The 17,969-nt window shown below is 47.6% G+C and carries 19 protein-coding genes; 13 read left to right on the top strand and 6 right to left on the bottom strand.

Going from position 1 to position 17,969, the window contains the following annotated elements:
• Nucleotides 1–86 precede the first annotated feature (86 nt).
• From H5336_RS19930 to H5336_RS19905, 6 genes are all read left to right on the top strand, one after another.
• Nucleotides 87–923 carry a PHP domain-containing protein gene (locus tag H5336_RS19930; RefSeq protein WP_185236218.1) on the top strand — a complete coding sequence of 279 codons (837 nt, stop codon included), beginning with the start codon at nt 87–89 and terminating at the stop codon, nt 921–923.
• A gap of 25 nt (nt 924–948) precedes the next feature.
• Nucleotides 949–1,569 (top strand): L-threonylcarbamoyladenylate synthase, encoded by a 621-nt coding sequence (locus tag H5336_RS19925; protein WP_185236217.1) that lies wholly within the window; start codon nt 949–951, stop codon nt 1,567–1,569.
• Nucleotides 1,570–1,644: 75 nt separating this feature from the next.
• Entirely contained in the window at nt 1,645–2,550 is a 906-nt protein-coding gene (locus H5336_RS19920) for a segregation and condensation protein A (protein ID WP_246439451.1), read from the top strand.
• 41 nt (nt 2,551–2,591) lie between these two features.
• Nucleotides 2,592–3,824, top strand: a complete 1,233-nt coding sequence (scpB, locus tag H5336_RS23190; RefSeq protein WP_246439450.1) for an SMC-Scp complex subunit ScpB — start codon at nt 2,592–2,594, stop codon at nt 3,822–3,824.
• Complete coding sequence (rluB, locus tag H5336_RS19910) at nt 3,817–4,707, top strand: 23S rRNA pseudouridine(2605) synthase RluB (RefSeq protein WP_185236216.1); 891 nt, start codon at nt 3,817–3,819, stop codon at nt 4,705–4,707. The genes scpB and rluB overlap by 8 nt, the downstream gene beginning before the upstream one ends.
• On the top strand, nt 4,707–5,144 hold the full coding sequence (locus H5336_RS19905) for a hypothetical protein (protein ID WP_185236215.1): 438 nt from the start codon (nt 4,707–4,709) through the stop codon (nt 5,142–5,144). The genes rluB and H5336_RS19905 overlap by 1 nt, the downstream gene beginning before the upstream one ends.
• Here the strand turns inward: H5336_RS19905 and H5336_RS19900 are convergent.
• The gene (locus H5336_RS19900) at nt 5,141–6,118 is read right to left on the bottom strand and encodes a GGDEF domain-containing protein (protein WP_185236214.1); all 978 of its coding nucleotides are present in this window, start codon (nt 6,116–6,118) and stop codon (nt 5,141–5,143) included. The two genes, H5336_RS19905 and H5336_RS19900, sit on opposite strands and share 4 nt — an antisense overlap.
• A gap of 317 nt (nt 6,119–6,435) precedes the next feature.
• On the opposite strand from H5336_RS19900, the gene H5336_RS19895 reads away from it, so the two are divergent.
• The gene (locus tag H5336_RS19895; RefSeq protein WP_185236213.1) at nt 6,436–6,975 is read left to right on the top strand and encodes a flavodoxin; all 540 of its coding nucleotides are present in this window, start codon (nt 6,436–6,438) and stop codon (nt 6,973–6,975) included.
• Between the two features lie 81 nt (nt 6,976–7,056).
• Here H5336_RS19895 and cmoB read toward each other — a convergent pair whose 3' ends face one another.
• Together cmoB and cmoA are read right to left on the bottom strand one after the other, a co-directional pair.
• Nucleotides 7,057–8,055, bottom strand: a complete 999-nt coding sequence (cmoB, locus tag H5336_RS19890) for a tRNA 5-methoxyuridine(34)/uridine 5-oxyacetic acid(34) synthase CmoB (protein WP_221628254.1) — start codon at nt 8,053–8,055, stop codon at nt 7,057–7,059.
• Between the two features lie 3 nt (nt 8,056–8,058).
• A complete protein-coding gene (gene cmoA, locus H5336_RS19885; protein ID WP_185236212.1) occupies nt 8,059–8,817 on the bottom strand; it encodes a carboxy-S-adenosyl-L-methionine synthase CmoA in 759 nt (252 codons plus the stop codon).
• A gap of 128 nt (nt 8,818–8,945) precedes the next feature.
• Here cmoA and H5336_RS19880 point away from each other — a divergent pair, with 128 nt between their 5' ends.
• Nucleotides 8,946–10,562, top strand: coding sequence for a response regulator (locus H5336_RS19880; RefSeq protein WP_221628253.1), 1,617 nt, complete (start codon nt 8,946–8,948; stop codon nt 10,560–10,562).
• Between the two features lie 14 nt (nt 10,563–10,576).
• A complete protein-coding gene (locus H5336_RS19875; protein ID WP_185236211.1) occupies nt 10,577–11,269 on the top strand; it encodes a sensor histidine kinase in 693 nt (230 codons plus the stop codon).
• 123 nt (nt 11,270–11,392) lie between these two features.
• Here the strand turns inward: H5336_RS19875 and H5336_RS19870 are convergent, their stop codons facing one another.
• A complete protein-coding gene (locus H5336_RS19870; protein WP_185236210.1) occupies nt 11,393–14,320 on the bottom strand; it encodes an insulinase family protein in 2,928 nt (975 codons plus the stop codon).
• Nucleotides 14,321–14,538: 218 nt separating this feature from the next.
• Here H5336_RS19870 and H5336_RS19865 point away from each other — a divergent pair, with 218 nt between their 5' ends.
• The 3 genes from H5336_RS19865 to arfB all read left to right on the top strand — a co-directional run bounded on the left by H5336_RS19865 (nt 14,539) and on the right by arfB (nt 16,377).
• The gene (locus H5336_RS19865; RefSeq protein ID WP_185236209.1) at nt 14,539–15,006 is read left to right on the top strand and encodes a MazG-like family protein; all 468 of its coding nucleotides are present in this window, start codon (nt 14,539–14,541) and stop codon (nt 15,004–15,006) included.
• A 290-nt stretch (nt 15,007–15,296) separates the two neighbouring features.
• Nucleotides 15,297–15,950, top strand: a complete 654-nt coding sequence (locus H5336_RS19860; protein WP_313558342.1) for a methyltransferase domain-containing protein — start codon at nt 15,297–15,299, stop codon at nt 15,948–15,950.
• A complete protein-coding gene (arfB, locus tag H5336_RS19855; RefSeq protein ID WP_185236207.1) occupies nt 15,943–16,377 on the top strand; it encodes an alternative ribosome rescue aminoacyl-tRNA hydrolase ArfB in 435 nt (144 codons plus the stop codon). The genes H5336_RS19860 and arfB overlap by 8 nt, the downstream gene beginning before the upstream one ends.
• A 54-nt stretch (nt 16,378–16,431) precedes the next feature.
• Here arfB and H5336_RS19850 read toward each other — a convergent pair whose 3' ends face one another.
• Nucleotides 16,432–17,166, bottom strand: coding sequence for an oxygen-binding di-iron domain-containing protein (locus tag H5336_RS19850; RefSeq protein ID WP_185236208.1), 735 nt, complete (start codon nt 17,164–17,166; stop codon nt 16,432–16,434).
• A 19-nt stretch (nt 17,167–17,185) separates the two neighbouring features.
• Here H5336_RS19850 and H5336_RS23185 point away from each other — a divergent pair, with 19 nt between their 5' ends.
• On the top strand, nt 17,186–17,407 hold the full coding sequence (locus H5336_RS23185) for a hypothetical protein (RefSeq protein WP_246439449.1): 222 nt from the start codon (nt 17,186–17,188) through the stop codon (nt 17,405–17,407).
• Nucleotides 17,408–17,468: 61 nt separating this feature from the next.
• On the opposite strand, the gene H5336_RS23180 is transcribed toward H5336_RS23185, so the two are convergent.
• Entirely contained in the window at nt 17,469–17,795 is a 327-nt protein-coding gene (locus H5336_RS23180; RefSeq protein WP_246439448.1) for a hypothetical protein, read from the bottom strand.
• Nucleotides 17,796–17,969: the final 174 nt, after the last annotated feature.

Genomic DNA, 17,969 nt, shown 5'->3' with positions numbered 1-17,969 from the left:
CTGAAATTCATTTGGTTGAATTTTAAACGTTAAATCATCTTGTGGAACAACTAAATCATGTTCCCTGTTATTGAGTACCTGAATTAATGGCGCCAGTATACGACCTTCATTGCCATAGCGACCAGTCTGATGGTGCCTTGAGTCCAGAAGAGGTCGTAATCCGTGCGGCGGAGCGCAATGTTACCTGCCTTGCACTCACAGATCACGACACTATAAATGGCTTAGCCCGGGCCAAACAGCAGTCCGAGCGGACAGGTATAAATCTTGTTGCAGGTATTGAATTTTCCAGTCAGTGGATGGGGAAAAACGTCCATATTGTAGGTTTGAACTTTGATATTTCGAATTCGAGTCTACAGCAGGCTGTTTTATCCCAGGAGCGCGCCCGGGAAAGTCGCGCGGAAATTATAGCGACTAAACTAGAAAAAGCAGGCATAGCGTCGGCGCTAGAGGGGGCAAAATCCTATACTAATGGCGGCGCAGTAGGTCGACCCCATTTTGCCCGATACCTTGTTGAACAGGGCGTTGTAAGCACTATCAGCCAGGCGTTTAAGCGTTACCTCGGGGCAGGTAAAATGGGTGATGTCAAAAGTAATTGGCCCGAAATTGCCGAGGTCGTAGGCTGGATAACCCAGGCTGGAGGTACCGCCGTCCTCGCACATCCGGCAAAGTACAAAATGACCCGAACGAAGTTGTGTTTGCTAACAGAGCAGTTTGCAGATGTGGGCGGTGGGGCCATAGAGGTTGTCAGTGGAAAACAACCCGTGGGTTTAGCCGGAAATCTTGCTAAAATTGCCAACCAATTCAAACTGGCTGGCTCAAGCGGTAGCGATTTCCACGTACCGGGTCAACCATGGCAGGAGTTGGGTTGTGCCGACAGGTTGCCGTCTACGGTGCAACCAGTGTGGGACTTGTGGAGTCGATAAAATAGAAAGCAAAAACGAGGCAGTAATGGCGCAATTCTTTGCAATTCACCCCGAAAACCCGCAAGCAAGGCTAATTCGTCAGGCTGTGGAAATTCTCCGTAAGGGTGGTTTGATTGTATACCCAACTGATTCGGCGTACGCACTGGGTTGCCATATTGGCGACAAGTTTGCGCTGGATCGCATTCGAGCGTTGAGGCAGTTAGACAAAGACCATAATTTCACTTTAATGTGCCGCGACCTGTCTGAACTCGCCAATTATGCCCGTGTGGATAATGCGGTTTATCGGCTTATACGCAGCCACACACCGGGGCCCTTCACCTTTATTCTTAACGCTACAAGTGAGGTGCCACGGCGTTTACAGCACCCAAAGCGTAAGACTTTGGGTATGCGTGTGCCCGATAACGCTATCGCCTTGGCTTTAATGGAGGAGCTCGGTGAACCGTTAATGAGTTCGTCTTTGATTCTGCCTGGGGACGATGTGCCTTTAACTGACCCCTATGATATTCGCGACACTTTAGAGCATCAGGTAGAGCTGGTCATCGACGGCGGGTTTTGTGGTTTGGAGGCCACTAGCGTGATCGATCTTACCGGAGAAGACCCCCAGGTCTTGAGAGCGGGCTGCGGTGACATAAGCGATTTTGAATAACTCTCATGGCAGTTCCTTTGCGTCTGCCGCTATAATGCGCGGTCTTTTTTCATCTGTTTGTAGTGAAGGTGTGCCTTGTCGGGAATAGAAACAAACGTTGCTGAAGCAGCGGAAACGGTTGATCAGCAAGCGCCAGAGGCTGTAGCCGCTGACGTGAGTGACGCCGCAGTGGCCGCCACAGGTGATAAACACCCCGAACAGGGGGAGATGCCGTTTGCCATAGTGCAGGGTAAAGCTTTCACTCAGCTACCCAAAGATCTGTATATCCCGCCCGATGCATTAGAAGTCTTTCTGGAGGCTTTTGAAGGGCCTTTAGATTTGTTGCTTTACCTGATCCGCCGACAAAATCTCGATATTCTCGAAATCGACGTATCTGAAATTACGCGCCAGTATGTATCCTACGTTGAGGTGATGGAGGCCATACAGTTTGAGCTAGCCGCGGAATATTTGGTGATGGCTGCCATGCTGGCTGAAATTAAGTCACGCATGTTGTTGCCTCGCTCACAAGAAGTCAGCGACGAAGAAGATGACGACCCTCGAGCAACCCTTATTCGCCGGCTGCAGGAGTACGAACGCTTTAAGCAAGCAGCAGAAGATATCGATGAGCTTCCGCGTATGCATCGAGATGTTCATATCGCTAAAGCCGAAGGGCCGGACAGGTATCTTTCCCGACCAGATCCAGATGTGGACCTAAAAGAGGTTTTGCTGGCACTGTCGGAAGTACTTCGTCGTGCCGATATGTTTGAAAGCCATCACGTTGAAAAAGAAAAGCTTTCTACGCGCGAAAGAATGGGGCAAGTACTGGACAAGCTTAACGGCCAGCAATTTGTACCGTTTGTTAGTCTGTTTACCGTCAATGAAGGCCGTTTGGGCGTGGTGGTGACTTTTCTTGCGGTTATGGAGCTTATTAAAGAGGCCCTAGTCGAAATTGTACAAACCGAATCTTTCGGCCCTATACATGTTAAAGCCCGCGCGCAGTAATTGCTGCGAGGGTTTCATCTCAATATTACGAAAAAACGTTCATGAGTCTCGAGAAAAAGCAGTTACAAGACATTATTGAAGGCGCCATTCTGGCAGCCGGAGAGCCCCTCACCATTGATAGGATGCTCACCTTATTCGAAGAACACGAAGCGCCCAGTAAAGAAGAGCTGAAGTCCGTACTGGACGACATTATTCTGAGTTGTGAAGGTCGCGGTTTCGGGTTGGCAGAGGTGGCTAGCGGCTATCGTTTTCAGGTGCGAGAAGATTTAGCTGGTTGGGTTAATCGATTGTGGGAAGAAAAACCACAGAAATACTCGCGGGCGATGCTCGAAACAATTGCGCTGATTGCCTATCGCCAACCGCTTACTCGTGGTGATATCGAAGAAGTGCGTGGTGTTGCTGTCAGTAGCCATATTATTAAAACGCTTACTGAACGTGAATGGGTAAAGGTGGTCGGTCACCGCGATGTGCCAGGGCGCCCGGCTCTCTACGTTACCACTAAGCAGTTTCTAGATTATTTTAATATGAAAAGCTTGGATGAGTTGCCAACTCTGGGCGAGCTGCGTGATATTGATAGTTTAAATGAAAGCTTGGAATTCGACCTGTTACCGCCTGAGGTTCAGGAAAGTATTGCCGCAGCAGCGGCCGCTAAAGCTACCGAAAGCGCTGAGCAGCTAGCCGAAACTGACGGTGATGCACCTGAAGAGAGTCTGTCTGTTGGCGACGAAACTGAAGCAGGCGATGGGGTGGACATTACAGAATTAGACGATGCTGAAGTCGCCGCAGAAGCCGTTGTGTTAGAGCTGGGGGAAGAGCTTAAACTTTCGCAAGATCAGCAAGATCAGCAAGATCAGCAAGATCAGCAAGATCAGCAAGATCAGCAAGATCAGCAAAATCAGCAAAATCAGCAAGATCAGCAAGATCAGCAAGATCAGCAAGATCAGCAAGATCAGCAAGATCAAGAAGATCAAGAAGATCAAGAAGATCAAGAAGATCAAGAAGATCAAGAAGATCAAGAAGATCAAGAAGATCAAGAAGATCAAGAAGATCAAGAAGATCAAGAAGATCAAGAAGATCAAGAAGATCAAGAAGGCCAAGAAGGCCAAGAAGATCCGCAAGAGCAGGAAGAGCAGCAAGAGAAAAAAATCCTAGCGCCTTCTCTGTTCGACAGTGAGATTGATACTGGCGATGAATCTAGCGCTGAGCTGGATTCTGAAAACGCCCCAACAGATAGCAACGTCGTACCAGGGGATGAAGAAAACCGCCATGACTGATCAACCAGAATCACCTGAAGGTGAAAAACTGCAAAAGGTTCTCGCACGTGCAGGCCTGGGTTCTCGCCGTGAAATGGAGCGGTCCATCAGTTTGGGTAAGGCGCTTGTAAATGGCGTTGTCGCGAAGCTAGGTGACCGGGTATCTGATACAGATAGCATTGAATTTGGTGGCAAACGGATTCGCACTGGGCCTCAGGCCCGAGAGCGTATTCGGGTAATTTTGTACAACAAACCTGAAGGTCAGATCTGTTCCCGCTCCGACCCCGAAGGGCGTCCAACGGTCTACGACAGCTTGCCAAAAATAGCGAACAACCGGTGGATTTCGGTCGGACGTTTAGATTTTAATACCAGTGGTTTACTGCTTTTTACCAATGATGGTGAACTTGCCAACAAGCTGATGCATCCATCTTCGAATATTGACCGTGAATATTTAGTGCGAATTCAAGGTGATGTCGATAACGATATGCTCCAGCGTTTAAGAGACGGTGTTTTACTGGATGACGGAATAGCACGATTTTCCGATATCAAAGAAGGCTCGAAAGAAAGCAGTAATCAATGGTTCTACTGTGTGGTAATGGAAGGCCGCAATCGCGAAGTGAGGCGTTTGTGGGAAAGCCAGGAGATGCGCGTGAGCCGTTTGAAGCGCGTGCGATACGGCAATATCTTCATTCCCTCTCACGTTCGTTCCGGTCAATGGCTAGAATTGCACGAAAAAGAAGTGAACGAACTCTGTGCAACCGCTGGTATTGATGGCCCGCCTAAACCTAAATATTCTGTAGAGTTACGTAAATCTCGCGAGCGCCATCAACGTCGTTTGCGTAAAGGGCATACATCGCGTCGCGCTTCGGCACGCAATTCTAGCAAAAGTCGCCCAGACAGCTGATGCGCCTTAGCGTGGTATTGGGTTTTTGTTTGTTTGCGAGTTTTGTCGCTGCAGGTGAACTCAAACCTTTCACCAGTGACGGATGCAGTGCATTCCCCGAAGGAACGCGTTCACAGAAAGAATTATGGCTGCATTGCTGTACGGAACACGACCGCGCCTACTGGCGTGGAGGAACCTACAAGCAGCGTTGGATTGCAGACGAGCAACTGCGTAACTGCGTAGCTAACGCTGGTGAAGAAGAAATTGCTCAGCTGATGCTAGCGGGTGTTCGAGTGGGAGGTTCACCTTTTTGGCCAACGGACTTTCGTTGGGGCTACGGCTGGGATTACCCTCACTTTTACGGTCAGCATACGCCGGTAGAGTTAGCCGAAATTAATGCTATGGAGAAAGCGGAAGCGGAAGCGGAAGCTCTGAAGAGTAATAACAGCGCCCCTTAAAGGGCCTGCTCACTTGAAAGTGCGACATTGTTTTCGGATCTTACACAGTTTCTGCCCTCAGCTTTAGCGCGATAAAGGGCTTCGTCCGCTCGGCCAAACAGTGTTTCACCATTATCCGTGGCCTGAATCTGACTGACCCCAGCACTTATACTTACAAACGTTTGCTTTCCCGCTAATGGGCAGGGTGTCATCGCAATATGCACGCGTATACGCTCTGCTATGAGGGTAGCGCTGTGCAAGTCGGTATTATTGAGTAATATTACAAATTCTTCCCCACCGTAGCGGAATATTTGGTCGGTTTCGCGCAAGGCTTTAAGTAGTACCTCGGCAACCTGTTTTAACACACGGTCACCGTGTTGATGACCGTGCTGGTCGTTCACTTGTTTGAAGTGATCAATATCGAGCACCATCACTGACAAAGGCAGCTGGTGCCTTTGTGCCAGCTTGAGTTCGCGGTCGAAACTTGCGTCAAAGGCACTGCGGTTACCGACTCCTGTGAGGCTATCGCGAAACGAATTTTCTAGGGCCTGCTGATACAGTAAAGCGTTACGCAGGGGGTAAAAGAGTACGCCTACCATCATTTCGAGCATCGCCAATTCAGCTTCGAGAAATCGCTTAGAACGGCTAAATTCAATTTGACCAAGTTGAACGTTATCGCCGGAAATGGCGTAGTTGGCTTTGTGTACCTTAGCCTCTCCGAGGGCAAAACGTTTTTGGCTAGCCGGTGGGCTGTAGCTTAAACCATGAAGCGCAACGGCATCCTGAATGTTGTTAAAAAACAACTCTAGCGTGGTATGTAAGTCCAAAGAGCTTTGTAGATTATTGGCAAGCTTAAACTGAAGATCGCGAAAAGTGTTTTCAGCTGGGAATCCATTTACTCTCTGGCTTGGCCACGGTATGGGCTTGTTTGTTCCAAGCGTTGTGGAGGCGGTGCTGGAAGCGCTATTGTCTTTGCTGGAAGCCAAGGTCACCATAGTTGTTCCTGTTAAATCGATACGGCATACAAAACGGGTTAAGTCATATTTAGCTAAATTTGTGCCAAAAGTCCTAAATTTAATTTAGTACTTTAAATACAATGACTTAGAGGGCCTTCTTTATTGATGTTTTAAGTTTCGCCAAAAAGCTGTCGTTAGAAACGGCAAGGATTTTCTGCTTGAGGGCGACCAATTGCCGGTTTATTGGCTTACCGTGATTGCGACAAATCGGAGAAGTTGCGAGAATGTGCGCCCTCTGATGTAGGGCTTTGTAGTCCGCAGTTTCGCCCATAGTGTATGTATTAATGAGGTTTTAAGTGGCAAAGATAGGCCTGTTTTTCGGCAGCGACGAAGGGAATACCGAGGCTATTGCCTATCGTATTCAACAGTGTCTTGGCGCCGATGTCGTGGAAGTGGTGGATATTGGTGACGCCACACAGCTGGATTTTGCCAAGTACGAATTGATGATGATGGGAATTCCAACCTGGGACTTCGGACAGATCCAGTCCGATTGGGATGATTTCTGGAGTGACTTAGAAGAGGTAAGCTTCACCGGCAAGACGGTCGCATTATTTGGCTTGGGTGATCAGTTCGGCTATGGTGATTTCTTTCTCGATGCGATGGGATTACTTCACGATGTCATTGTGCGTAAGGGCGCCAAAGTTGTTGGCCATTGGCCCACAGAGGGCTATGAGTTTGATGCTTCAAAAGCAATCGTGGAGGGTAAGGATCTGTTCGTGGGCTTAGCGCTGGACGAGGACCAGCAGCCAGAACTCTCTAATCAGCGTATTGAAAGCTGGTGTAAGCAGGTTGTTGCGGCGTTTGGCTTAAGCTTGGACATCAATCCCATCGATTAAGCCCGGTGTGGCTTCACCACACACAGTCAATAGCCGGCTAATTCTGCAGGGTGCTTTCTGTGCTCCGGAGGTCTAGGGTGGCTAGAGTTTTTTATTGGCAAGAATAATCGCTCTTTTAGGCGCTGGGTGCCCCTCAACTGTTACGGAAGGGTCCGTTGGGTCAAGAAAATCTTCAAGCGATTGAAACTTCATCCAATCGGTTGCTCTTTGTTCGTCTGTTGTGGTTTGGCTGCAGTCCACACAACGCGCGTTTTCGTAGCCGCACTTTTCTAGCCATGCGGTGAGGGTTGGAACGCTGGGAATAAACCAAACGTTATTCATTTTACCGTAGCGGCCATGGGGAACCAGTACTTCGCCTTCTTTCCCCTCAATAACCAGTGTTTCAAGTACTAACTCACCACCAGGACGCAAAGTATCACGTAACTCTAAAAGGTGATCCATTGGTGAGCGGCGATGGTAGAGCACCCCCATAGAGAAGGTGGTATCAAAATGTTCGAGTTTTGGTGGCAGCGATTCAATGCCAATGGGTAAGACATCGACAGCGCAGTTTCCTACTAGGGCTTTAACCATGTAAAACTGCACCACAAAACGTGGAGAGGGTTCAATGCCGATAACTTGCTCAGCCCCTGCGCCATGCATACGCCAGCAGTGGTACCCACTGCCGCAACCGACGTCTAATACTCTGCGTTGATCTAGATTAGCGATATGTGGTTCCAGCCTGTCCCATTTCCAGTCGGATCGCCATTCTGTATCGATTTTAAGGCCAAAGAGATCAAAGGGTCCTTTTCGCCAAGGAATCAGTTTACGAAAGGCTTGCTCCAGCGTTTGTAGCTGTTGATGGGTGAGTTCATCAGCATGACCCACCCGAACCTGACGGTTGAAATCGCACTGGTTTGAGGTAACCGTAGGTAACTCGGCCATGGCTTGATACCAACCCGCTAAGTCACCGAAGCGTTTTAGCGACAAGCCCGCGTTAATCTGCGCCGGCAAAATGTCGGCCCAGTGCGCCAATTCATTTTTGCTGAGGTAAGACAGTAGCGGGGTGTAATCGATAGGCCCCTCAAAGGTGTGTTCGCTCAACTACTATTTCTCCTGAATGGGTTTAAACGCCAGTAATGACGAAAAGTTAAAGCATTGGAACCACAGCTCGGTGCCTTCAAAACCGGCTTTGGCAAGGCGCTGTTGGTGACACTCCAATGATTCTGGAATGAGTACATTATCTAGAGCGGAGCGTTTTTGGGCAATCTCGAGTTCACTGTAACCATTGGTTTTTTTGAAGTAATAGTGAAGCTCGTTCATTAGCTCGTCGTGGTGAGCGCTATTGAAGGTGAGTTTTTCGGAGAGAATAAAAACGCCACCCGGGCGCATCCCCTGATAGATACGTGCAATAAGCCTGTCTCGTTCGGCTGGCGCAATAAATTGCAACGTAAAATTCATGACTACCACGGACGCGTTTTCAATCTGGCTGTCGAGCAGGCTTTCCTGACGTAGCTCTACCGGAATCTCATGGCTATCGGCATCTATAACTTGCTGGCAGCGTTGGATCATCTCCTGAGAATTGTCTATAGCAATAATTTTGACGCCAGCAGCCTGTATACGATGACGCATCGCAAGGGTTGACGCTCCCAATGAACAGCCTAGGTCGTAACAAAGGCTGCCGGCCTGCGCGTAGCGCTCGGCCAGCTGGCCGGCCATATGAATGATAGTGGTGTAGCCGGGGACCGAGCGCTTGATCATATCGGGGAATACATCTACCACCTTTTGGTCGAACGTAAATGCACCGAATTCGGCGTCTGTTGCGGCAAAGAGGGTGTCGCGCGAATCTCGCGATTGTTTTGTCATAGTACGAGCCCAAGGGGAAGCGGGTCGCCATTCTAGCGGTTAGTGGGCTTCCCCTCAATTTTGCTTCCATCAACTACACTCTATAGACAGCACGCTTATAAGGCTTTTGGGAGATTCAGTAGCGAGAAATGAGTGGAAAGATAAACTACTCCAAACTAATGTTTTTGATTGCCGATGATTTTGGTAGCTTCCGCAACACGGTTAATTCGATGTTATCCAGTTTGGGTGCGACCAATGTTGTAATGGCGGCTACCGCTCAAGAGGTGTTTTTGCAATGCCAAAACAAGAAGTTTGATGTAATTCTCTGCGATTACAATTTAGGCGCAGGTCGTACGGGCCAGCATGTGCTTGAAGAGCTCCGTCATAAGCATGCGATTTCACGTGACACCATATTTATCATCGTTTCAGCTGAATCGAGCCGTACTATTGTCATGTGCTCCTATGACTGTGAGCCAGATGACTATTTGATGAAGCCCATCACGGCGAAAATGCTAGAACAGCGCATCAATCGTCTGCTGAAGCAAAGAGGTATTTTTTCCACCGCTTACGCGGCTATAGAAAAGCAAGACTACCTTACGGCTTCAGATATTCTTATTGATTTATCTATGGCAGAAGACCGCTACTCCAACTTCGCGCAAAAACTTTTGGGTACTGTGTTTATACGCATGGGCGATCTCGATAAAGCGGAGCGTTTGTATACTCGCGCCTTGGAGGTGCGGCAAGTGGATTGGGCGCGACTTGGCCTTGCCGTAGTGAAGCAGGCAAGGGGTGACCTAGAGTTGGCCGGTGACTGGTTGGAAAAGATAGTTGCCGACAATCCGCTATATCTGCCGGCTTACGATGCTATGGCGACGAACTGGGACAAAAAGGGTGAGAAGTTCAACGTGCAATTTACGGTGCAGCGCGCAGTCGACATTTCCCCCATGTCAATTCTCCGTCAAAAATACCTGGCTGAGGTGGCAACTGAAAACAACGATCTCATTACCGCCTTAAGCGCTCAGCGTCGGTCAGTAAAACTGGGGCAGTATTCCTGCCATGGTAGGGCTGAAGATCATTTTGGTTTTGCGCGTATTTCGTCGCTTGCGGTGGAACGGGAAATGGATGTCGATACAAATATTGGTAATGAGGCGTTAGCCATACTCGATAAAGCCAAAGAACAATACGACCTAAACGATGTTCAATTGGCCCAATGTAGTTTGCTTGCAGGTCGTATTCATGCATTGGAACGGCGCGAGGATTTGGCGCAAAGCTTTTTTGCCGCTGCAGAACAGATACTAGAAAATGTTGAGTCAAACATCGATCTCGACGTGGATCGCGTCCTGGCATTACAGTCTTTGGGTGACAAGAAAAAAGTGACTGAGCTACTGGAGGAATTACAAACGGTCTACGCAGATGATCAGGAAGCTTTAGAGAAACTCGACGTGTTTCTTGATGAGCCGGCTAGTGATTCCAGTCGTGAGTTTGTGGCGACTATTAACCGAGAGGGCATCGAACTTTATAACGATGCGCGTTTTGATGAGGCTCTAAGTTGTTTCGAAAAGGCTAGAAAACTCTTTCCAAAACACGTGGGTATTCAGTTGAATATGGTGCAATCGCTTATTGGAAAAATGAAGGCGGATATAGGTGACGACAGCGTTAAGCGTGACTGTCGTGATTGCTTAAACTTAGTTGAATCACTGATAGATGACGAGCACCCACAGTATGATCGATATCGCCGTTTGCGCAATATGGCGAATTCTATATGATTCTGGAGTAAAAAATGAAAGACAACGAGAACGGCATAGATTTTTCCCTTGTGCTTGCTTCAAGCGTGCACGATATGAAAAATTCAATCGGCATGCTGCTGGCGTCTCTGGAATCAGTTATTGAGGATAGCCCGCCAACCAACGAAATCCAAGCACGTCGATTCTCCACGTTACACTATGAGGCTTCTAGGATAAATAGTGAATTAGTACAGCTGCTAACGATTTATCGGATGCAGAATGATTTTTTGCCCGTACTTATTGATGAATACTATATCCTCGACATTTTTGAAGATCAGATAGCACGCAACAATGTGTTAATGGAAACAAAAGGTGTGGGGATGACACTCGAGTGCGATGGTGATCTTAACTGGTATGTTGATCAGGATTTGATCGGTAGTGTGGTGCACAATATTTTGGTGAATTGCATTCGGTACACGAATTCCACTATATATATGTCAGCAAAAGTTGAAAATGAATTGTTATGTATTACTATCGCTGATGATGGCAAGGGCTACCCAGACGCGATGATTAACCGGCCAATTACGCAAATCGAAGATGTAGAGGTAAGTAAAGGTGGTACGCACTTGGGTCTGTATTTTTCCGATAAAATAGCGAGTTTCCATAAGCAGAACAACCGGAACGGCTATATCGAATTAGCTAATGGTGGTGATTTAGGGGGCGGAATTTTTAAAATGTATTTGCCTTAGATAGGCCGCACTTTCCGAATTTTGGTGATAAAGGTGACCCGGATTTTAACGGTTCATCGCGCTAAAATCCGGTTTTTCCAATGGTTATTCTGATTTACGTAGGAACATGCTTATTTAGCTGAGTTATATCTCACGCACGTCCAAGCCTAGAGCCTGCGCTTTTTCACGATTAGAGAAATCGGTAATGATTACGGTGTTAGGTTTTTGGTTTGCTAGGTATTTTTCACCGACACGCTTAAGGTCCGCTAAGGATGTGCCGAGAATTTTTTCGCGCATTTGCTGGCGATACTCAAGCGTTCTGCCGTGTAGTTCGGCATGAAAAATTCGTTTGGCTCTACCTGCGGGCGATTCAGATTTATCAATAGAGCTGATTGCGCCGAGTATAGCTTCTTCCAAGTGTTGGTAGGGGTGCTCGGTGTTTAGTAGCCAGTCTATCGCCAAATTAAAGTCCTTTAGGGTATCTTCAATGCGTGGGTCACGGTACGAGTAAAAGCGGAACGCGCCGTTGTTGCCGTCTTGCGACGCACCACCGCCGTATGCACCACCTTGCTCACGAACGGTTTTGTGTAAAATACCGTTTCGTAAAAACCCTCCAAGAACAATTAATGCCGCTGCATCCTCATGGGCTGGGGGCACAGTGGTATAGGCTTGCGCACAAAAGTTTACCTGTGAATTTGTAAGCCAAAGCTCTTGCACGTCGTAGGGCTTAGCCTCTAATTCAAATCGTGATGCCTGACTCTGTTCGCCATTTGGAAACATATGGCTGACATTGTTGGTAAAGGTTTCAAGGTAAGCCTGCTCTGCCACCAATAACCCCTGAGCCGGGTTGGTGATTATCTTCTGATGTAGAGAGCGCAGAACTTCCGACAGATTTTTTAGGGCATCGTCGGAATCACGAACAGCGGTATCCAGTTTTTTAATATTCTGAATGCCGACTAAACCACTTAGTTCGTGACTTAAGCGCGCGTTAGGTGAAATGCCTGCGGTGGCTGCTAGCATCGCAAGTGCGTGGCCATTACCGGTAATTCCTTGCTCACGATGTGCGCGAATTTGAGCAATAAGCTCTTTTATTCGCGTGGTTTCATCAAAGCGTGCTTCTTGAATTGTGCTCTGCATCAGGTCACAAAGCGCGGACTGGTTTCGGTTCAATGCTTTACCCGAAAATGTGACGAAGCCGTTCACTTTGTTGTAGTCGGTGATGCCGCCCCGCAAAGAACTAAATGAGTTTATTCCGCCGCTCACGCTTGCTTGCCATCGCTGCATGTCGAGGTAGGACTTTTCGCCTGCACCTAACTCGGTTAAACAGCTGGTTAGCAGCGGAAGTACAGGCAGTTCGCTTGAAGAAATACTAGGCATGTCAAAAATAAACTGCTGGTAGACAATGCCATTAGTGCCAGCGTCGTAGCGCGTAATTTTTTTCGTTTCTTTAAAAAGGGTGTCCGGTTTTTGTTCAAACTCCGACTTTGGAACATCATCCAACGTTACTTTGGGTAGAATTTCAGGGTCGTCTTGTTTGTCCTGACGATCTTTAAGCGCTTTAGATTGTTCGATAATGTGGTTTTTTTGCTCTGCAGATAACGTAGCTTTAATTGCCGCTAAACGAGTTTTCTCAGCTTTTTCCTTGAGTTCATTGATATTTGCGTCGGGACGCAGAGTTAAACGTACGCGGTGGGGGTTGTCTAATAATAAATCCTTAATGAGTGTTTGGATAAAGTCTGGCTTTTTAATATCTTCATGAAGCTGTTTGAGGGACGCATCGATATTTAAGAGTTGCACGGGATTACCGCGATGGGTGGCGGTGTTTAATGCCGTTAAAATAAGTTGAAGCCCGTATGGATAGCTGTCGCCGCCAATTTCTCGCTGATGTAATTCAAGTTGGTGAAGGGCGGATTCAATATCCTCAATAGGAATACCTTTTTCAGCAACATCCTGCAAGGTTTCTAGAATAAGCGACTCAACTTCATGCGCGGAGTTTGATTCGCAACCCTCAAGGCCACAAAGAAACGATAATTCCCGCTGGGAATCATCCAGCCCGCAAAGGGGGGAGGGTCCATTACCAAGCTCGGTAGATTCGAGCGCGTGCATTAATGGCGTCGCACTGTTGTCGAGTAAAACACTGGAAAGTAGCTGAGCTTTAAGGGTATCTGTAAGGTTGGTGCTTTTGCCTAGCAGCCACGCCAAAACCAAATGGTGACGATGCTCTGGATCGTCTTCGTTGTACGGATAGGCCTCCTCAACCTTTATGGGTGAGTAATAGCGCTTCTCGTCATCTACCGCCACCGCGTAGTCGAGCTTGTCAAAGTGTTTCAATACATTTTGTTCAAATGTTTCTTGATGTTCCTGTGCAGAGATATTACCGCAAGTCATGAAGATAGCATTGCTGGGATGATAATGTGTTTTGTAAAAGCCTAGTAACTGTTCATAAGTTAAATCTGGAATTGATTCGGGTTCGCCGCCACTGTTGAAGTGGTAGGTGCTGGTGGGGAACAAGTGCTTGGTGAGAGTTTGCCAAAGCTGCGAAGTAACGGAGCTCATGGCGCCTTTCATTTCGTTGTATACAACACCTTTGTAAACAAGTGGAGAGTCTGGGTTTTCCGGTTCCTCAAACTCTAATCGATGGCCCTCTTGCGCGAAGTCAAGCTGGTCGAGCCTGGAGAAGAAGACGGCGTCCAGGTATACGTCCATGAGGTTATTGAAGTCTTTTCGATTGAGGCTTGCGAAGGGGTAGGCTGTCCAGTCGGAGCTGGTAAACGCGTTCATAAAGGTATTCAGCGAACGACGAGTCATCATGAAAAACGGGTCACGTACGGGGTACTTTTGACTGCCGCACAGGGCGGTGTGTTCCAAAATATGCGCTACACCAGACGAATCTTTAGGCACTGTACGTAAAGCAACGAGGAATACATTTTCTTCCGAATCTGAGCTTAGGTGTATGTGCTGAGCGCCAGTACCGATATGTTCGTACTCTGAGACTTCCAGGTTTAATGAATCTACGGTTTGTTGCCGTATAAGTGTGAAAGCCGAGTGGTGTTTGGGTGATTTGGGCGACATGAATACCTCTGGTGGCGACAAACGCGGTAGAATGCGCTTGCGGAATGAAAATGATTCTAACGAATGTAATCATAAGGCTGGTAGAATTCAAGCTCGAGCACACGCTTTAGCTGATGTGTTCATCCCCAGAGGTGTGCAAAATAGCAACAAGTTCGTTATCTGCGGAAATACAACTGGATATACTTTGATCATTAGCTCCTTGCGGAGTGGAGATTTGAATGAAAAAGGAGCTCATCCTGAATGAGTTTGGCCGCGTGGCAGAAGCTACCGGTAAAGACTACAGCTTTTCTCCTAAAAGCTTGGCAACCACGGTTACATTAGAGTCAGCCAAGCTGCTCAATCATTTTCAGTGGATGTCTGAACTCGATTCCCAAATGATCGGCGAGTTAGACGATATGGGCGAAATCGCAGAAGATGTTGCTGATGTCTATATTTATCTAACAGTGCTTTGTCACAAGCTCGGTTTAGACCCCTGGACAGTCATTAAAGACAAGCTGCTTGTAAACAGAGAAAAGCATATCGAGAAAAAGTTTGCGCAGGAGCCGGCTGTTACAACACCCACAGTGCAATTACAGGTTAGTAATGGCGCTCTAGATTGGGATAATGTTGCTCAAAAAATTGCCAATAGCCGCGAAGAAGTGCGCAGGGCGGCGGTGAAATTGAAAAAGAAAGCGGGTTCGGCCTAACGACCTACGTTAATGGCTGTGCAGTTAATGTGCTGAAGTTTTGCCCATGTATCCCGCTAACGTACTGAGCCCACCTGTTATTATTGAATTAGGCACTTTTTAAAGTGCTGCTTACGAAAGGCACGCCTCCGTTTTCTTATGTCCTCTGAATGTGATCGTAATTTCGATGGATTAGCCGCTAGATTCCGGAGGAATGTATACGGTTCGTTGAAGGGCAAGATTCGATTGAGCGTCCTTGAGCGGGACTTTAAGGAATTCATCCCCCAGTATTTTGAAAATTCCGACGGCCGATCAGTACTCGATGTGGCTGCTGGGGAAGCGCTTTTTCAAGCCGACTACACAGTTACGGCTGCAGCCTTGTTGTTAATGACGTATCGACCGAAATGCTGAAATTTGCGCGTGAAAATTTTGAGCAGGGGCAAAACGCTAATGCACGGAAAAGCGTGGCTATAGTGCAGTGTGCAATGCAAGACTTAGCGAACACACTCCCAAATCTGAATTTACCCGGCAAATATGATTTGGTGCTTTGCCATGCGCTTATGGAGTGGATGGCAAAACCTCAAACGCTTATTCCGTATCTCAAACAACGCGTAACTAAAGGTGGGCACCTGTCACTAACGTTCTATAACATTAACGGCTTGGCGTTCAAAAACCTTCTGCGAACAAATTTCCATAAATTCGATATTGAAGATTTTAGTGCTTTTCGGGGCAGCCTAACGCCCGCACACCCCCAAACGCCTAGTGTGGTTCTGCAGCAACTGGTAAACGAAGGCTTTACGGTATTGTGCAAAAGCGGCATTCGCTCTTTTCATGATTACATTCTTAACCCTGTTGATCGAAACCGCGAGCCGGAAGCGCTACTCAAAAAAGAGCTAGACTACTCTAGGCGAGAGCCTTTTTGGCAAATGGCTCGGTATATTCATTATTTGTGTCGTTATGACTGATCTCCCGTTAAGTATTACAAGCACTTTCACATTGAGTGAAGGTATGTTGGTGATAACAGCGATACGCGCTCAGGGGCCCGGCGGGCAAAACGTCAACAAAGTTTCGTCTGCGGTACAGTTACGTTTTGACTTTGAGAAAGTGCCTTTGCCCGAGTACATCAAACAAAAGCTTCGGGCGAGCGGAGATAAGCGCGTTTTAAGTCGTGGAGAAATTGTGATTAAAGCCCAGCGTTTCCGCACGCTTGAAGCAAACAAACAGGATGCTATTTCGCGGTTGCAGGAGATCCTGTTGCAGGCTGCAGTAAAGGTTAAGAATCGGGTACCGACGCGGCCAACGAAGTCTTCTGTACGCAGGCGCTTAGAAGGCAAGACGCGCCGGTCGGCGGTTAAAGGTGCTCGTGGAAAAATTTCACGCGACCAAGACTAGCGTCCAGCCGCTACAGGTCTGGTTAGACTCCTGTCTTGGTTATCGGCTAGTCACTTACACTACGGCTGTACCCACCTCCAATGCTTCAAACCAATCCAAAAAACGCTGAACATCGTCACCTTGAAAGATGCGTCCGTGTTGTGGACACATGGTGTTAATTTCAAGTTTTCTTACACGCTCTATCCATTCATTTTTCGCTCTATTGGATGGCATCCAGCGCTGATGAAAAAGCTGCATTTTTTTTGTGTGTGATTCAAAATCATCAATAAAAAGTGGTGCTTCCGGCGATTCAAGTGCGGCCCCCACATCGCCACTCATTAATATTTTTGCCTGCGGGTCATAAACGTGAAAATTGCCTGAAGAGTGCAGGTAGTGTGCAGGTACAAATTCCAGCTGTAGCCCATCTAGCTGTAGCGTTGAACCTTCGTCGGGAATCGCTTTGTAGGTGATTTTTTCCATACCAAAATGGCGAATAAACCCTTCCCAGAGCCAGGGAGAATGCAGCGTGGCATTATCCAGCGCTCTGTCCCAAAGACCAAGAGACGATATAATGTCGGGGTCCTGATGGGATGCAAATAAGTGAGTAATTTGTTGTATAGGCACCTGTTTTACGACGTTGGCGAGCATAGCGGAAAAAAGCTCAATACCACCAGGATCCATTAGTAGCGCGTTATGGCGTGTACGTACCATGTATTGGTTGGTATCGATAATAGAGCTAGGTTTGTCTGGGTCTCGACCAAACACAAACCATTGATGGCTATCGTTACTGAAAATTTGCTGTGTCAGCATGCGCAGACCATTCCCTTAAATGAGTGTGATTTCACTGAATAATTGCTGTGAGTTTTTAACGTGTTTTTGTATTTTACTGGCTGCTCGAGCTACATTTTCAGCGATTACATTGAGAGACGATTCAAATTCTCTGCCAGACGCCGAAGCCTCCACGCGAGACATTGCCGCCAATACCGTTGCCGTACGCAGCTCACGGCCAAGCTCTTCAAGTCGTGCAATGAGCTGGTTGATCTGTTTGTGAAATGTGGCTTCTAGGGTTTCAAATTGTGCTTTAGTATGCTCAAGTGCCGGTTTAAGGGACGCTAGATTGGGGAGTCTTTTGCTTTTTCAAAGGCTTGGTGAAATCGATCTAGGGCATCGCGGGTTCGAGCGATTTCCGAGGCGGTACGGCTCATTTTTACGGCTTCGCCGTTGATGTCTTTTGAGGCGGTTACGGTTTTTCTCGCTAACTCTTCAATAAACTCGGTAATAGCTCTAAAGCCCGCTGCGCCGTGTCCTGCACGTAGCGCGAGCGCGCGGGCATTGCTGGCCGTAAGCGAAATTTCTCTGGCCACCAACATCGCCTTGTGCAGTTCAGCGGCGACTATTGCAGCTGAGACGAAGTATTGTTGACCCTGGATCGCGGCCATAAACTGGATTGCTCCCCAATTTTACTGTCATTTATATGGGTATAGCACACATTAACTATTGGCGGGAACTAACGCGTCTGCGGGAAAAGGGGTGAACTTGGGACGCAGTATTGGTACTATTACACGACAAATGCATATCGGTTACATTGAAATAATAAATAAGATCACGGCTAT

Source organism: Teredinibacter franksiae (assembly GCF_014218805.1).
Taxonomy (GTDB): domain Bacteria; phylum Pseudomonadota; class Gammaproteobacteria; order Pseudomonadales; family Cellvibrionaceae; genus Teredinibacter; species Teredinibacter franksiae.
Note: the sequence above shows the minus strand (reverse complement) of the source record. Positions and strands in the feature narration are given on the sequence as shown.

Bases quoted from the DNA above. Each gene is read 5' to 3' on its own strand.
- H5336_RS19900 (WP_185236214.1), bottom strand. From the start codon at position 6,118: ATGGTGACCTTGGCTTCCAGCAAAGACAATAGCGCTTCCAGCACCGCC.
- H5336_RS19875 (WP_185236211.1), top strand. From the start codon at position 10,577: ATGAAAGACAACGAGAACGGCATAGATTTTTCCCTTGTGCTTGCTTCA.
- scpB (WP_246439450.1), top strand. From the start codon at position 2,592: ATGAGTCTCGAGAAAAAGCAGTTACAAGACATTATTGAAGGCGCCATT.
- H5336_RS19905 (WP_185236215.1), top strand. From the start codon at position 4,707: ATGCGCCTTAGCGTGGTATTGGGTTTTTGTTTGTTTGCGAGTTTTGTC.
- H5336_RS23180 (WP_246439448.1), bottom strand. From the start codon at position 17,795: ATGGCCGCGATCCAGGGTCAACAATACTTCGTCTCAGCTGCAATAGTC.
- H5336_RS19930 (WP_185236218.1), top strand. From the start codon at position 87: ATGGCGCCAGTATACGACCTTCATTGCCATAGCGACCAGTCTGATGGT.
- H5336_RS19870 (WP_185236210.1), bottom strand. From the start codon at position 14,320: ATGTCGCCCAAATCACCCAAACACCACTCGGCTTTCACACTTATACGG.
- H5336_RS19880 (WP_221628253.1), top strand. From the start codon at position 8,946: ATGAGTGGAAAGATAAACTACTCCAAACTAATGTTTTTGATTGCCGAT.
- rluB (WP_185236216.1), top strand. From the start codon at position 3,817: ATGACTGATCAACCAGAATCACCTGAAGGTGAAAAACTGCAAAAGGTT.
- H5336_RS19865 (WP_185236209.1), top strand. From the start codon at position 14,539: ATGAAAAAGGAGCTCATCCTGAATGAGTTTGGCCGCGTGGCAGAAGCT.
- H5336_RS19850 (WP_185236208.1), bottom strand. From the start codon at position 17,166: ATGCTGACACAGCAAATTTTCAGTAACGATAGCCATCAATGGTTTGTG.
- cmoA (WP_185236212.1), bottom strand. From the start codon at position 8,817: ATGACAAAACAATCGCGAGATTCGCGCGACACCCTCTTTGCCGCAACA.
- arfB (WP_185236207.1), top strand. From the start codon at position 15,943: ATGACTGATCTCCCGTTAAGTATTACAAGCACTTTCACATTGAGTGAA.
- H5336_RS19925 (WP_185236217.1), top strand. From the start codon at position 949: ATGGCGCAATTCTTTGCAATTCACCCCGAAAACCCGCAAGCAAGGCTA.
- H5336_RS23185 (WP_246439449.1), top strand. From the start codon at position 17,186: ATGAGTGTGATTTCACTGAATAATTGCTGTGAGTTTTTAACGTGTTTT.